This window comes from Actinocatenispora thailandica (assembly GCF_016865425.1).
Lineage (GTDB): Bacteria > Actinomycetota > Actinomycetes > Mycobacteriales > Micromonosporaceae > Actinocatenispora > Actinocatenispora thailandica.
This window is the reverse complement of sequence record NZ_AP023355.1, coordinates 7,250,916-7,264,659: the sequence shown is the minus strand read 5'-3', so window position 1 is coordinate 7,264,659 and position 13,744 is coordinate 7,250,916. Positions and strand designations below refer to the sequence as shown.

Sequence of the window (13,744 nt, the reverse complement as noted above, 5' to 3'; positions counted from 1 at the left end):
CCGGCGGACCGGTGTGGCGACAGGATGGCGGACGGCATCCGAACCGGAACTCTCGGTACCGGCGGGGCGGGTTGCGGGTTGCCGGCTGATAACGGCCGCGCCGCACGGGCAACGCAGTGTAAGAATGGTGGGCCGTACACGACTGACTGTTTGGCCGGTCGGTGTCCGATAGCGGCGCGTGGACGGTCGGCGGTCGGGCTTCGACCGCGGCGGTCCGCACCGGACGGCGTCACTGGCGGTCCGGGCCGCGCGGGCTCCCAGCTCGGCCGACTCGACAACGTGCCGCCGGCGGCTCGTCCGACGTGGCAGCGCTTGGGAGGTAAGGGAATGAGCATCAGCAGGACGGTCGGCGCCCGCCGACGCGCCGCGCTGGTCGCGGTGCCGCTGCTGGGTGCGTTGCTCGCCGCGGCGGGTTGCAGCGGCAACTCCGCGACGCCGAACGCCGGCAGCACGAAGGCCGGTGGCTCCGGCTCGGCCAGTACCGTCGACAAGATCATCAGCTCCGCGCCGGTGGCGTCCAGCCTGCCGGACAGCCCGACGCTGAAGAAGATCAAGGCGGACGGCAAGCTGGTGTACGGCGGGACCGCCTCGGCGCCGCTGTTCTCCCTGAAGGACCCGACCTCGGGCGACCTGACCGGATTCGATGCGGACCTGGCGAAGATGCTCGCGAAGTACATCACGGGCAAACCGCAGACCGACATGAAGCAGGTCCAGGTGGAGACCCGCGAGGCGCTGCTGCAGAACCACTCGGTCAACGCGGTGTTCGCGACGTACACGATCACCCCGGAGCGGGCGCAGAAGGTGGCGTTCGCCGGGCCGTACTACTCCTCCGGCGACGCGATCCTGGTGAAGAAGGACAACACCTCGATCAAGACGGTCAAGGACCTCAACGGCAAGAAGGTCGCCACCGAGTCCAGCTCGACCGCCGCGAACGACCTGAAGAAGTTCGCGCCGAAGGCGAAGGTGCAGCTGTTCGAGGAGAACAACGACTGCCTGCAGGCGGTGCAGCAGGGCCGGGTCGACGCGTACGTGCTGGACCAGGGCATCCTGGTCGGCGACGCGAGCACGAACTCCGACGTCAAGGTGGTCGGCCAGCCGTTCACCGCGGAGCCGTACGGGATCGGCCTGCCGAAGGACGACCCGGCGTACAAGAAGTTCGTGAACGACTGGCTGACCAAGATCGAGCAGGACGGCACCTGGGCGAAGCTGTGGAAGGCCACCATCGGCACGGTGGTGTCCGGCAGCGCACCGGAGCCGCCGAAGCTCGGCTCGGTCAAGGGCTCCTAAGAGGTCCTGACAGCGTCGTAGCGGTCGGCCACCAGCGATGGCGGCCGGCCGGTCAACGCCACGGAGGCAGCGGTGGACATCTTCTCGCACGCCGGCGACCTCGGCCACGGGTTCGTGGCCACCCTGGAGATCGTGCTCGTGGGGTTCGCCGGCGCGCTGGTGGTCGGCACCCTGATCGCGATCTGCCGGATCAGCCCGGTGCTGCCGCTGCGCGCGTTCGGCTGGTTCTACGTCGAGGCGTTCCGCGCGGTGCCGCTGCTGGTGCTGCTGGTGCTGTGCGTGTTCGGGCTGCCGTGGATCGGCATCGTGCTGTCGCCGTTCTGGTCGGTCTGCCTGGGCATCGGGCTCTACGCCGGCGCGATCGTCTGCGAGACGCTGCGCTCCGGCATCCGCGGGGTGCCGTTCGGGCAGGTCGAGGCGGCCCGCGCGATCGGGTTCACGTTCGGCCAGTCGCTGCGCTACGTGGTGCTGCCGCAGGCGTTCCGGGCGATGGTGCAGCCGTTCGGCAACGTGTTCATCGGCGTGGTGCTCGGCACGTCGCTGTGCGCGGCGGTCGGCGCGCAGGAACTCACCTACGCGACGAAGGTGCTGAGCCTCTCGGTCGGCTCACCGCTGGTCTGGTACGGCTGCGCCGCGGTGCTGTACATCGTGGTGACGCTGGGCAGCGCGTACATCTTCGGCATGATCGAGCGGCGGGTCAGGTTCCAGCGATGACCCGGCGCGGTGGCGGATCCGGCGTGAGGAGCGTGGCATGAGGGGCGTCGAGCCGGTGCTGTTCGACCGTCCGGGGCCGCGTGGGCGGCGCCGGATCGTGGTGGCCACGGTCCTCGCGGCGCTGGCGCTGGCGGCGCTGCTGCTGCTCGCGGTCCGGCAGTTCGCGGTGCACGGCCAGCTGGCCGCCGACAAGTGGCAGCCGTTCACCCAGTGGCCGATCCTGAGCTTCCTGCTCAACGGGTTGAAGTACACGATCCTGGTGACGCTGCTGTGCACGGTGATCTCGATGCCGGCGGGCGCGGCGATCGCGCTCGGCCGGCTGTCGAAACGCCGCTGGGTGTCCTGGCCGGCGGTGGCGTTCACCGAGATCTTCCGGTCGCTGCCGACGATGCTGCTGATCCTGGTTTTCCTGCTGGCGCTGCCGCCGGTCGGGATCAACCTGCCGACGATCTGGAAGCTCGCGGTACCGATCTGCCTGACCGGCTCGGCCACCATCGCCGAGGTGTTCCGGGCCGGCATCCTGGCGCTGCCACGCGGCCAGACCGAGGCCGCGTACGCGATCGGCATGCGGTACGGGCAGGCGATGCGGTTGGTGGTGTTGCCCCAGGTGATCCGGCCACTGCTGCCGCTGCTGCTGGTGCAGCTGATCAACCTGCTGAAGGACTCCACGCTCGGCTACGTGGTGACCTACTCCGAGCTGCTCTACTCCGGCAAGATCCTCGGCGAGTACGTGCACGCGCCGATCCAGACCTATCTGGTCGTGGCCGCGATGTACATGATCGTCAACTGGCTGATCACCCGCCTCGCGCATCTGATCGAGCGGCGCCAGGGCCGGTTGCCCCGGTTCCGCACCCGCCAGGTCGACGACACCGCGGCGGTCACCGCCGCCGCGGCCGAGTGACGCGCCCGGGGCGCTCGCCACACAGCGCCCTAGCCCGGTTCGGCGTCGTCGTCCGGTTCGGGGTAGGCGAACCAGCGAATCCGGACCGGCCGGGCGCCGGGGGGCGCCTCGTCGACGCGCTGCGCGTACCGGTGTACGAGTTCCAGGTATTCGGCCTCGAAGGCGCGGAACTGCTCCGGTGACAGGTGGGTGCCGGCGCGCGACCAGGTGGTCATCGGCTTGTCCCGCTCCCAGTGCGTGACGAGGTTGTCGACCAGCGTGCCGATGTCGTGCGCGTCCTCGGCGAGCCGGCGCCGGGTGACCTGCTCGACCAGGTCGCGGCCGGCCTCGTCGAGGGTGTCCGGGTCCGCGGTCCGCCAGCTGGTGTTGGTGCGTCGCCACCAGCGTTCCCGCCCGTTGCCCCGCTCGGGCAGGTCCTCGATGTACCCGTACCGCTCCAGCTGGCGCAGGTGGTAGCTGAGGGTGCCGGTGTTCTGCCCGAGGCGCTCGGCGAGCGTGGTGGAGGTGACCGTGCCGTCCCGGTCGATCTCCCTGAGGATGCGCCGGCGCAGCGGGTGGGTGAGCGCCTTCAGCGTCTCCGGATCGGCGACTCGGTGCCGTATCGGCTCGGGCATGTCCCCTAGGTTACATCTACAGACTTTTGTTTGCAGAGAAACCTCTGTTGTTTGCTAGCGTGGACCCGGAACGACACGAGGAGGCCCGATGGCGCCGGGTACACGAACGTTTCGGCTGGTCGGAGCGGCTTTCGCGGTGGCGGCAGCGGCGATGGTGCCGTGGCTCGCGATCCTGTCCCGGACCCTGCCGAGCAGCGCCCGGGCACACAACTGGTCGCTCGCCTGGGTCGGCTTCGACGTGCTGCTCGCGCTCGGCCTGGCCGCGACCGGCTGGCTGGCCTGGCGCCGGCACCGCGGGGTCGTGGTCACGGCGACCGCCACCGCGACCATGCTCGTCATCGACGCCTGGTTCGACGTACTGACCTCCGCACCCGGCGGCGATCTCGACCAGGCGCTGCTGCTGGCCGGCTGCTGCGAGCTGCCGGTCGCCGCCGGCTGCCTCGCGCTCGGCATCGTCGCCGCTCGCCGGCTCCGCTGACCGCGTCCGCCGCGCCAGCGGTGCCAGCCCGGCCAGCGGTGCCAGCCCGGCCAGCGGTGCCAGCCCGGCCAGCGGTGCCCGCCGGGCCAGCCGGGCGAGGCCGGGCCGACCGGCACGGCCGCGGTCACCCGCCCGGCGGGCCGGCCCGTGATCGGTACGCCGTGATCGGTCCCGCGGCGGTCAGCGGGTGATCGGGGTTTCGGCGGCGCCGCGAACCAGGTCGGCGTAGCCGGGGAGCACCTCGGCGAGCGGCGCGGCCTCGGGATGCCAGGCACGCTCCCACTCCAGCGACAGCGGCCCGGCGTAGTCCCGCCGGCGCAGCTGGGCCAGCACCTCGGGCAGCGGCAGCACGCCGGCACCCGGCGGTACCGGCGAGTTGTCCCCGGCCGATCCGACGTCCTTGAGCTGCACGTATCCGAGCCACGGCGAGACCAGGGCGGCGGAGGCGGCGGGTGTCTCGCCGCCGAGCCAGGTGTGCAGCACGTCCCAGATCACCCCGAGCGGGACCCCGTCGGTGGCGGACACCCCGGCACGGTCCGCGGCGGCGGCGACCACCCGGACCGCGTCCTGCGCCCGGCGGTGCGAGTCGTGCGTCTCCAGCAGCACGCCGACGCCCGCGTCGGCGGCGGCGGGGGCCACCGCGGCGAGCCTGCGTACCGCCCGGTCGTCGGCGGCCCGGTCCGGCTCGCCGCCGCCGGGAAACACCCGCACGTACGAGGCGCCGACCGCGACGGCCGCCGCCAGGTACCGGCGCAGGTCGGCCACCACCTCGCCGTCGTCCCCCGGGCCGGCCACCCGGATGTACGAGTCGAGCGCCAGCGCGGTGAGCCCGGCCGCGGCGAGCCGGTCCCGGATCTCGGTCAGCTCGGCGGCGGACCGGCCGGGGTGCACCGGCTCGCCGTCGGCGTAGCGGAACTCGATGCCGGTACAGCCGGTCGCGGTGGCCAGCTCGATCACCTCGGGGAGCGGCAGCCCGGGGCAGCCGAGGGTGGCGAACGCGATCACGTCAGCTCTCCAGTCCGGTCGTGGCGCCGCGGGCGGGACCGAGCGCGGCGGCACCGTCGCGTACCTGCCGGGTCGCCGGGATCGGCGCGACCGGCCGGACCAGCGCGGCGGTGCTGTCCCGCAGCACCACCTCGGCGTCGATCCGGATCACCTGCGGCGCCTGGTCGTCCCGGCTGGTGAGGGCCAGGTCCAGGGCGCGGGCGCCCATCTCGGCGAGCGGCAGCCGCACCGTGGACAGCGGCGGGGTGAGGTCCCGTACGGTCGGGATGTCGTCGAAGCCGGCGAGCGAGACGTCGTCCGGCACCCGGATGCCGAGGTCGCGCAGCGCGGCGAGGGCACCGATCGCCATCACGTCGGAGAGCGCCACCACGCAGCTGACCTCGCGCAGGGCACCGGACTCGTGCAGTTGCCGGACCGCCGCGTACCCGCCGTCCCGGGTGAAGCCGCCGTCCGCGACCCGGTGGTTGGGCAGCTTCGCCGCGGCCCGGCCGAGTTCGTGCCGGAAGCCGAGGTACCGGTCCCGCACGGTCAGCAGGTGTTCCGGCCCGGTGACCAGGGCGAACTCGTGGTGGCCGAGTTCCAGCAGGGCACGACCGAGCGCGCGGGCGCCGCCCTGGTTGTCCGGCAGCACGGTGTCCACGTCGAACCGGTGCTGGCTGACCACGGCGACCCGGCCGCCGCCCGCGGTGTAGGCGGCGAGCGCGGCGCGCAGCTTCTCGCTGCGTTCCCGGTCGTGGTAGCCGGAGCCGGCCAGGATGATCGCCTGGGCGCGCTGCTGGTGCAGCATCCGCACGTACGCGAGTTCCCGGTCCGGGTCGCGGAACGTGCAGGACATCATGACGAGCATGTCGTGCTCGGTGGCCCGGCGCATGGCACCGCCTGCGATGGCCGCGAAGTACGGGTCGGAGACGTCGTGCAGCACCAGGCCGACGCTCGCGGTGTGACTGCCGGCGAGCGCCTGCGCGTGCGCGTTCGGCGTGTAGTGCAGCTCGCTCGCGGCGGCGAGGACCTTGTCCCGCAGCTGCGGCCGGACGACCCGGTTGCCACCGTTGAGGACCCGGGACGCGGTAGCCACCGACACCCCGGCCTGTCGCGCCACCTCGGCGAGTGTCGCCACAGCGGTGCCCCCTTCCCGCGTGCATGCGCGCGCGGCATGCCACCCGGTATCCCTACCATCCGGACCGGCCCGTCGCGGCCCGGGGCCGCGCAACGCGCCCGGTGGTCGTGCTTGACCCGATCGAGACCGCCAGTCTACGGTACGGCAAGCGCTTTCCAGGTAAGCGCTTACCGCTGCCCGTGGGAGGAACGGCCGCATGCCAGTACGTACCGTCGGTATCGCCATGAACGGGGTCACCGGTCGCATGGGCTACCGGCAACACCTCGTCCGCTCGATCCTCGCGATCCGGGACCAGGGCGGGGTGGAACTGCCCGACGGCACCCGGGTCGTACCGGAGCCGATCCTGGTCGGCCGCAACGAGACGAAGCTCGCCGAGATCGCCGCCCGGCACGGCCTCGACCGGTGGTGCACCGACCTCGCGGCGGTGCTCGCCGAACCCGACGTCGAGGTGTACTTCGACGCCCAGGTGACCTCCGCGCGGGAGAAGGCGATCCTCGCCGCGATCGCCGCCGGCAAGCACGTGTACACCGAGAAGCCCCTCGCCGAGTCCGTCGAGGGCGCCCGCACGCTCGCCGCCGCCGCCCGGGCCGCCGGCATCGTCGACGGCGTCGTGATGGACAAGCTGTTCCTGCCCGGGCTGCGCAAGCTGCGCCGGCTGATCGACGGCGGCTTCTTCGGCCGCATCCTGTCGATCCGCGGCGAGTTCGGCTACTGGGTCTTCGAGGGCGACTGGCAACCGGCCCAGCGGCCCTCCTGGAACTACCGTGCCGCCGACGGCGGCGGCATCGCGCTGGACATGTTCGCGCACTGGAACTACGTGCTGGAGGACCTCTTCGCACCGGTACGGGCGGTGACCGCACGGGTCGCCACGCACCTCACCGAGCGGGTCGACGAGGCCGGCCGGCCCTACCGCGCCGACGCCGACGACGCCGCGTACGGGATCTTCGAACTCGACGGCGGCGTGGTCGCGCAGATCAACTCGTCCTGGTGCGTCCGGGTCAACCGGGACGAGCTGGTCGAGTTCCAGGTCGACGGCACCGAAGGCTCGGCCGTCGCCGGGCTGCGCCGCTGCCGATTCCAGCACCGCGCCGGCACCCCGAAACCGGTGTGGAACCCGGACCTCGCCACCCCGGAACCGTTCCGGGAGCAGTGGCAGGAGGTGCCGGACAACGAGGAGTTCGACAACGGCTTCAAGGCGCAGTGGGAGCAGTACCTGCGCGCCGTCGTCGCGGGTGAGCCGTTCCGGTACGACTTCGCCGCCGCGGTACGTGGCGTGCAACTCGCCGAGCTGGGGTACGTCAGCTCCCGGGAGGGCCGGCGCGTCGAGATCCCCGCGGTCGAGACCCCGCAGGCCGAGACTCCGGCGGGCGGCACCCCGGCCGTCGAGACCCCGGCCGTCGAGACCCCGGCGGTCGAGGCATGACCGCACTGCTACTGCCCACCGCGGACGGGCAGCTCACCAGCTACCGGCTGCGCGCCCCGGTGTCCTGGCCCTCGGCGCGCCCGCCGGCCACCTCCCGGATCGCGTACGCCGCCGCGCACGTGGTCGCCGATCCGTTGGCGGACAACACGCCCGGCAAGCCGGCTGCGGTCGACTGGGACGCCACGCTGGCGTACCGGCGGCACCTGTGGTCGCTCGGCCTGGGTGTCGCAGACGCGATGGACACCGCGCAGCGCGGCATGGGGCTGGACTGGGCGGCCACCCGGGAACTGATCGTCCGCTCGGCGGACGCCGCCCGCGACTTCGCCGGCCCGGCGCTGCTCGGCTGCGGTGCCGGCACCGACCAGGGCACCGCGCCGTCCACGCTGGACGACGTGATCGCCGCGTACGAGGAACAGGTCGCGACGGTCGAGGACGCCGGCGCGACGGTCATCCTGATGTGCAGCCGGCAGCTGGCCCGGCTCGCCCGCGGACCGGAGGACTACGCCCGGGTGTACGGCCGGCTGCTCGACCAGGTGCGCCGGCCGGTGATCCTGCACTGGCTCGGCGACATGTTCGACCCGGCCCTCGCCGGCTACTGGGGATCCACCGACCTGCCCGTGGCGACGAAGAACTTCCTGGACATCGTGGCCGCACACGCGTCCACGGTGGACGGTGTCAAGGTGTCGCTGCTCGACGCGTCGCACGAGGTCGCGCTGCGCGCCGCGCTGCCCACCCGGGTGCGGCTCTACACCGGTGACGACTTCAACTACCCGTCGCTGATCGGGTCCGGATCCGATGCGCTGCTGGGCATCTTCGACGCGATCGCACCCGCCGCCGCTGCCGCGCTGCACGCCTTGGACGCCGGCGACCGCAACCGGTACGACGAGATCCTGGCGCCGACCGTACCGCTGTCCCGGCACGTGTTCGGCGCCCCGACGTACCACTACAAGACCGGGATCGTGTTCCTCGCCTGGCTCAACGGGCACCAGGACGCGTTCACCATGGTCGACGGGCGGCAGAGCGCGCGCAGCCTGGTACACCTGGCGGAGACGTTCCGGCTGGCCGACGCCGCCGGGCTGCTGCGCGACGGCGAACTCGCGGCCCGGCGGATGCGCGCGCTGCTCGCGGTGCACGGGATCGAGGACTGATGGAGTACGACGTACCCACCGGAGCGCCGGCCGCGGCGCCGACCCCGGCCGCGGGAGACCCCCGACTGTCCCGGCTGTCCCTCAACCAGAAGACCGTCGACCGGCTCGACCTGCCCGCCGCCGTCGACCTGTGTGCCCGGCACGGGATCCCGGCGATCGGGCTGTGGCGGGAACCGGTGACCGCCTACGGGGTACGGCGCTCCGCCAAGCTGGTCCGCGACGCCGGGCTGCGGGTCTCGTCGCTCTGCCGGGGCGGGTTCCTCACCGCCGAGGACCTCCCGCTGTTCCGCGCCGCGATCCACGCCAACCAACGCGCGATCCTCGAAGCCGCCGAGCTCGGCACCGACACGCTGGTGATGGTCGTCGGCGGCCTACCCGCCGGCTCCCGCGACCTGGCCGGCGCCCGCGAGCGCGTCGCCGACGCGATCGCGGAACTCGCCCCGTTCGCCGCGAGCCAAGGCGTGCGACTCGCGCTGGAACCCATGCATCCGATGTTCTGCGCCGACCGCGGCGTACTATCCACTGTGGACGAAGCGGTTGCGATGGCGGCCCCGCACCCGGTGGAATCGGTCGGCGTCGTGGTCGACACGTACCACGTCTGGTGGGATCCGACCGTCGCCGCCGCGATCGCCGCGGCCGGCGACCGGATCGCCTCGTTCCAGGTGTGCGACTGGGTCGTACCGCTGCCGGCCGACACGCTGCTCGGCCGGGGCATGATGGGCGACGGGCACATCGACTTCCGGGCCTTGCGCGGGATGGTCGACGACGCCGGCTACTCCGGCGACATCGAAGTGGAGATCTTCAACGCGGACGTGTGGGCCGCCGACGCCGACGAGACCGCGGCGACCGTGAAGCGCCGGTACACCAGCGAGGTGCTGTAGCGCGCGATCTGCGCGGCGTGGACGGCTCGACGTGGACGGCTCGACGTGGACGTCTCGGCGCGGTCGGCTCAACGCGGTCGGCGGCGGGGCGCGGTCGGCGCGGACGGTGCGGCGCGGACAGTACGGCGGGGCGGAGCGCTGGTGCGGCGCGGTCGGCTCGGCACGGACAGTTCGGCGCAGACGGTGCGACGGGGCGGAGCGCTGGTGCGGCGCCGTCGGTGCGGTCGGTGCGGTGCGGCCGGCGCGGCGGCACGCGGCACCGTGACACGGAACGCCGTGGTGCGCGGGGCCGCGCTGCGCAGAACCGTGACGCGAGATGCCGTGGCGCACCGTCGATGCCCGCGCTGTAGCACGCAACGCCGTTGCCTGCAAGGTTGTCCACAGGCAACGGCGTTGTCCACAGCTTGCCGGTCATTCACCGCCGTAGACCCGGCCGAACGGTACGATCGTGCCGGGGTGCGCCCCCGAGGAGGGTGGGGGACTGCTTCGAGCCGCCTTGCTCAGCATCGCCTTTCCCGGCGCCTCTGCCGGCGGTTCAGCTCGGGATCTTGTCGAGGAATCCGGCCACCTGGGTGATCCGGCCGTCGCCGTCGATGGTCACGACGTCGAACCCGATGACGATGGGCTCGGCGCCGTCGGGGCCGAGGTGCCAGTTGAACCGCGCCAGGTGGTGGTGGTCGTCGACCGGCCCGCCGAGGCTGAACCGCAGCCCGGGGAACTGCTGCTGCGCCTCGCCGAGCAGTGCGTCGATCGCCTCCGGCCCGCGCACGTCGGCGAGCGGGTCGGTGTAGCGGGCGTCGGCGGCGAAGATCTCGTCGACCAGGGCGCGGCGGGCGACCGGGTCGTTCTCGTTCCACGCGTCGAGGTAGCGGGTCGCGAGTGCGGTGGTGTCTGCCATGACTTCCTCCTGTTGTCTCGTCTCGGCGCGACCGACGGTTGCCGCATCGGCGCGACCGACGGACGCTCCGCCGGTGCGGCCGGGCGTTGCCCCGCCGGTGCGGCCGGGCGTTGCCCCGCCGGTGCCGCCGGGCGTTGCCCTGTCGGTACGAGGAACGCTACGGGCGCGACCGGGGCCGCCGAATCAGTCACGGATCGGTAGTTCACTGCCCGGCGCGACCGGCCCGGCTCGGCCGCCCGGCGCGAGGTCGGCGGCGCCAACGCGTCGGCCGATTCCCGCCAGCCACCGCCGGCGCACGCCCGGAGACTGGCAGCATGGAGTACGAGAACAGCCACACCCAGATGGCGCCGAGCATCCTGTACTGGGGCACCCCGGTGGTCCTGCTGTCCACCGAGAACCCGGACGGCACGGCCAATCTGGCCCCGATGTCGTCCGCGTTCTGGCTCGGCCGGCGCGGCGTGCTCGGCCTCGGCGCCGGCTCGCAGACCGCGCGTAACCTCCGCCGTACCGGGGAGTGCGTGTTGAACCTGCCCTCCGACGAGCAGGCCGATGCGGTCGATCGGCTCGCGCTCACCACCGGCAACCCCTGTGTGTCGGCGGTCAGGGCCACCCGCGGCTACCGGTACGAGCCGGACAAGTTCGGCACCGCACGGCTGACGCCGCTGCCATCGGAGACCGTGACGCCGCCGCGCGTCGCCGAGTGCCCGGTCGCGATGGAGGCGACACTCGCCGCGGCACATCCGGTCGCCGCCGACAACGACCGGGAGTCCGGCAAGATCGTGGCGTTCGAGGTGCTCGTCCGCCGGGTCTGGGTGCACGACGAGATCCGCGCCGCGGACCGGGCCGACCACGTCGACCCGGATGCCTGGCGACCGCTGATCATGAGCTTCCAGCAGCTGTACCGGCTCGGGCCGCGAGCCCGCTCGTCCCGCCTCGCCACGATCCCGAGCACCTCTACCGGGACAGCGAGTACGTCCCGGTCACGACCTGACCTCGAAGCACCGGGCACGGTCGCGCCGCCGCGGTCGGGTCGGGTCTCCCGCACCGGCGGTACCCCCGGTACCGGCTGGCCGACCCGCCCGCCCATCCGGCGCGGCGCCTGTCAGTCCGCCGGGGACAGGCGAACGAGCATCTTGCCGATGTTGCCGCCGCGCATCATGTCCAGGAACGCCTGCGGCGCGTTGGGCAGGCCATCGGCGAACGTCTCCCGGTAGGACAGCTTGCCGTCGGCGAGCCACCGGCCCGCCCGCTCGACGAACTCGTCCCGCAGGTCGGCGTGGTCCCGGACGAGGAAGCCGCGCAGGGTGAGCCGCCAGCCGATCAGCCGGGCCAGGTTGCGCGGCGCGGTCTGCGGCTCGGTCTCGTTGTACCCGGAGATCATCCCGCAGATCGCGGCCCGGCCGAACCGCTTCATCGAGCCGATCGCCGCTTCCAGGTGCTCGCCGCCGACGTTGTCGAAGTACACGTCGATGCCGTCCGGCGCCGCCGCGCGCAGCTGCCGGGCCACCGGCCCGTCGTGGTAGTCGAACGCCGCGTCGAAGCCCAGCTCGTCGGTCAGGTAGCGGACCTTCGCAGCCGTACCGGCCGAGCCGACGACCCGGCCGGCCCCGAGCAGCCGGGCGAACTGGCCGGCCGCGCTGCCGACCGCGCCGGCCGCACCGGACACGAACACGGTCTCGCCGGGCTGCAGCGCGGCGATCGCCACCAGCCCCGCGTACGCGGTGAGTCCGGTCATGCCGAGGATGCCGAGGTAGCTGGAGACCGGAGCCGCGGCCGGATCGACCCGCACCGCATGGTCGGCGTCGAGCAGTGCGTAGTCGCGCCAGCCGAGACCGTGCAGCACCGTGTCACCCACCGCGTACCGCGGCGAGCGCGACTCGACGACCTCGCCGATCGCGCCGCCGTCCAGTGGCCTGCCGACCTCGAACGGCGGCACGTACGACTCGACGTCGTTCATCCGGCCGCGCATGTACGGGTCGACCGACATCAGGGTGTTGCGCACCAGCACCTGGCCGTCGGCCGGCGCCGGCACCTCGACCGTGGCCAGTTCGAACGTCTCCGCGGTGGGCCACCCGTCCGGCCGCGCCGCCAACCTGATCTCCCGCCCAGCTGTCATGCCACCAGGCTAGGCGGCGCCCCGGGTTCCCGGGCGCCGACCGCCCGTTCGGCGCCCCGTCCCCGGGCTGCGCCGCCGGGCGGCGGCCCGTCCCCGGGCTGCGCCGCCGGGCGGCGGCCCGGACGCCGGCGGTCAGACGTCGACGGAGCGGCGCCCCTCGAACGCCCGGCCGAGCGTGATCTCGTCCGCGTACTCCAGGTCGCCGCCCACCGGCAGCCCGGACGCGATGCGCGTCACCGCGATCCCCATCGGCTTCACCAGCAGAGCGAGGTACGTCGCGGTCGCCTCGCCCTCGGTGTTCGGGTCGGTGGCGAGGATCAGTTCGGTCACCGCACCCGACTGCAGCCGGGTCATCAGCTCCCGGATCCGCAGGTTGTCCGGGCCGACGCCCTCCAGCGGGTTGATCGCCCCACCGAGCACGTGGTACCGGCCGCGGAACTCACCGGTGCGCTCGATGGCGACGACGTCCTTCGGCTCCTCCACCACGCACAGCACCTCGTCGGTGCGCCGCGCGTCGCGGCAGATCCGGCACTCGTCGGCCTCGGCGACGTTGAAGCAGACCCGGCAGAACCGCACCTGGTCCTTGACCCGGGTCAGCGCCGCGGCCAGCCGGGTCACGTCCTCCCGGTCGGCGGCGAGCACGTGGAACGCGATGCGCTGCGCGCTCTTCGGGCCGACCCCGGGCAGCCGACCGAGCTCGTCGATCAGGTCCTGGATGGCGCCCTCGTACACCGGCGGTCCTAGAAGCCCAGACCGGGCATGCCGCCGGCCATTCCGCCGAGGCCACCCGCGATCGGGCCCATCTTCTCCTGCTGCACCTTGCGCGCCTCCTCGGTGGCGCTGCGCACCGCCGCGACGATGAGGTCCTGCAGCGTCTCGATGTCGTCCGGGTCGACCACCTTCGGATCGATCTCCAGACTGCGCAACTCGGCGCTGCCGGTCACCGTCGCGGTCACCAGGCCACCGCCGGCGCTGCCCTTGACCTCGGTGTCCGCCAACTCTTCCTGCGCCGAAGCCAGCTGCTCCTGCATCTTTTGTGCCTGCTTGAGCAGTTGCTGAAGGTTCGGCTGCCCGCCACCCGGCATCACGGCGACTCCTCGGGGCTCGTCGGCTCTGCGGTCTGTCCCTGCCGAGCGTAGCCGCCACAACGCAGCACCACCCG

Annotated in this window: 15 protein-coding genes; 8 read left to right on the top strand and 7 right to left on the bottom strand. The window is 72.8% G+C overall.

The window, feature by feature from the left end; genetic code table 11:
- Window positions 1-327: 327 nt before the first annotated feature.
- From Athai_RS32965 to Athai_RS32955, 3 genes are all read left to right on the top strand, one after another.
- Window positions 328-1,287: a glutamate ABC transporter substrate-binding protein gene (locus tag Athai_RS32965; protein WP_203965088.1), complete on the top strand. Its 960-nt coding sequence runs from the start codon at window positions 328-330 to the stop codon at window positions 1,285-1,287.
- A 72-nt stretch (window positions 1,288-1,359) separates the two neighbouring features.
- Complete coding sequence (locus Athai_RS32960; RefSeq protein WP_203965087.1) at window positions 1,360-2,001, top strand: amino acid ABC transporter permease; 642 nt, start codon at window positions 1,360-1,362, stop codon at window positions 1,999-2,001.
- A gap of 37 nt (window positions 2,002-2,038) precedes the next feature.
- Window positions 2,039-2,902, top strand: a complete 864-nt coding sequence (locus tag Athai_RS32955; RefSeq protein WP_203965086.1) for an amino acid ABC transporter permease — start codon at window positions 2,039-2,041, stop codon at window positions 2,900-2,902.
- A gap of 29 nt (window positions 2,903-2,931) precedes the next feature.
- Here Athai_RS32955 and Athai_RS32950 read toward each other — a convergent pair whose 3' ends face one another.
- Window positions 2,932-3,516 carry an ArsR/SmtB family transcription factor gene (locus Athai_RS32950; RefSeq protein ID WP_203965085.1) on the bottom strand — a complete coding sequence of 195 codons (585 nt, stop codon included), beginning with the start codon at window positions 3,514-3,516 and terminating at the stop codon, window positions 2,932-2,934.
- An 88-nt stretch (window positions 3,517-3,604) separates the two neighbouring features.
- On the opposite strand from Athai_RS32950, the gene Athai_RS32945 reads away from it, so the two are divergent.
- Window positions 3,605-3,994 (top strand): hypothetical protein, encoded by a 390-nt coding sequence (locus tag Athai_RS32945; RefSeq protein ID WP_203965084.1) that lies wholly within the window; start codon window positions 3,605-3,607, stop codon window positions 3,992-3,994.
- A 180-nt stretch (window positions 3,995-4,174) separates the two neighbouring features.
- Here the strand turns inward: Athai_RS32945 and Athai_RS32940 are convergent, their stop codons facing one another.
- Window positions 4,175-4,999, bottom strand: coding sequence for a sugar phosphate isomerase/epimerase family protein (locus Athai_RS32940; protein WP_203965083.1), 825 nt, complete (start codon window positions 4,997-4,999; stop codon window positions 4,175-4,177).
- A gap of 1 nt (window position 5,000) precedes the next feature.
- Window positions 5,001-6,098 carry a LacI family DNA-binding transcriptional regulator gene (locus tag Athai_RS32935; protein WP_239157310.1) on the bottom strand — a complete coding sequence of 366 codons (1,098 nt, stop codon included), beginning with the start codon at window positions 6,096-6,098 and terminating at the stop codon, window positions 5,001-5,003.
- A gap of 214 nt (window positions 6,099-6,312) precedes the next feature.
- Here Athai_RS32935 and Athai_RS32930 point away from each other — a divergent pair, with 214 nt between their 5' ends.
- Genes Athai_RS32930 through Athai_RS32920 form a run of 3 tightly spaced genes read left to right on the top strand, consistent with a single transcriptional unit; the run spans window position 6,313 to window position 9,568 of the window.
- Window positions 6,313-7,539: a Gfo/Idh/MocA family protein gene (locus Athai_RS32930; RefSeq protein WP_203965081.1), complete on the top strand. Its 1,227-nt coding sequence runs from the start codon at window positions 6,313-6,315 to the stop codon at window positions 7,537-7,539.
- Window positions 7,536-8,687: a dihydrodipicolinate synthase family protein gene (locus Athai_RS32925; protein ID WP_203965080.1), complete on the top strand. Its 1,152-nt coding sequence runs from the start codon at window positions 7,536-7,538 to the stop codon at window positions 8,685-8,687. Before Athai_RS32930 ends, Athai_RS32925 begins: the two co-directional genes overlap by 4 nt.
- Complete coding sequence (locus tag Athai_RS32920; RefSeq protein WP_203965079.1) at window positions 8,687-9,568, top strand: sugar phosphate isomerase/epimerase family protein; 882 nt, start codon at window positions 8,687-8,689, stop codon at window positions 9,566-9,568. Before Athai_RS32925 ends, Athai_RS32920 begins: the two co-directional genes overlap by 1 nt.
- 535 nt (window positions 9,569-10,103) lie before the next feature.
- On the opposite strand, the gene Athai_RS32915 is transcribed toward Athai_RS32920, so the two are convergent.
- Window positions 10,104-10,466, bottom strand: coding sequence for a nuclear transport factor 2 family protein (locus tag Athai_RS32915; protein WP_203965078.1), 363 nt, complete (start codon window positions 10,464-10,466; stop codon window positions 10,104-10,106).
- Window positions 10,467-10,780: 314 nt separating this feature from the next.
- Between Athai_RS32915 and Athai_RS32910 the strand changes: the two genes are divergently transcribed.
- Entirely contained in the window at window positions 10,781-11,680 is a 900-nt protein-coding gene (locus Athai_RS32910; protein WP_239157309.1) for a flavin reductase family protein, read from the top strand.
- Here the strand turns inward: Athai_RS32910 and Athai_RS32905 are convergent.
- The 3 genes from Athai_RS32905 to Athai_RS32895 all read right to left on the bottom strand — a co-directional run bounded on the left by Athai_RS32905 (window position 11,569) and on the right by Athai_RS32895 (window position 13,667).
- Window positions 11,569-12,582 carry an NADP-dependent oxidoreductase gene (locus Athai_RS32905; protein ID WP_203965077.1) on the bottom strand — a complete coding sequence of 338 codons (1,014 nt, stop codon included), beginning with the start codon at window positions 12,580-12,582 and terminating at the stop codon, window positions 11,569-11,571. The genes Athai_RS32910 and Athai_RS32905 overlap by 112 nt on opposite strands.
- A 132-nt stretch (window positions 12,583-12,714) precedes the next feature.
- A complete protein-coding gene (gene recR, locus Athai_RS32900) occupies window positions 12,715-13,314 on the bottom strand; it encodes a recombination mediator RecR (protein ID WP_203965076.1) in 600 nt (199 codons plus the stop codon).
- Between the two features lie 8 nt (window positions 13,315-13,322).
- A complete protein-coding gene (locus Athai_RS32895; protein ID WP_203966649.1) occupies window positions 13,323-13,667 on the bottom strand; it encodes a YbaB/EbfC family nucleoid-associated protein in 345 nt (114 codons plus the stop codon).
- Between the last annotated feature and the right edge of the window lie 77 nt (window positions 13,668-13,744).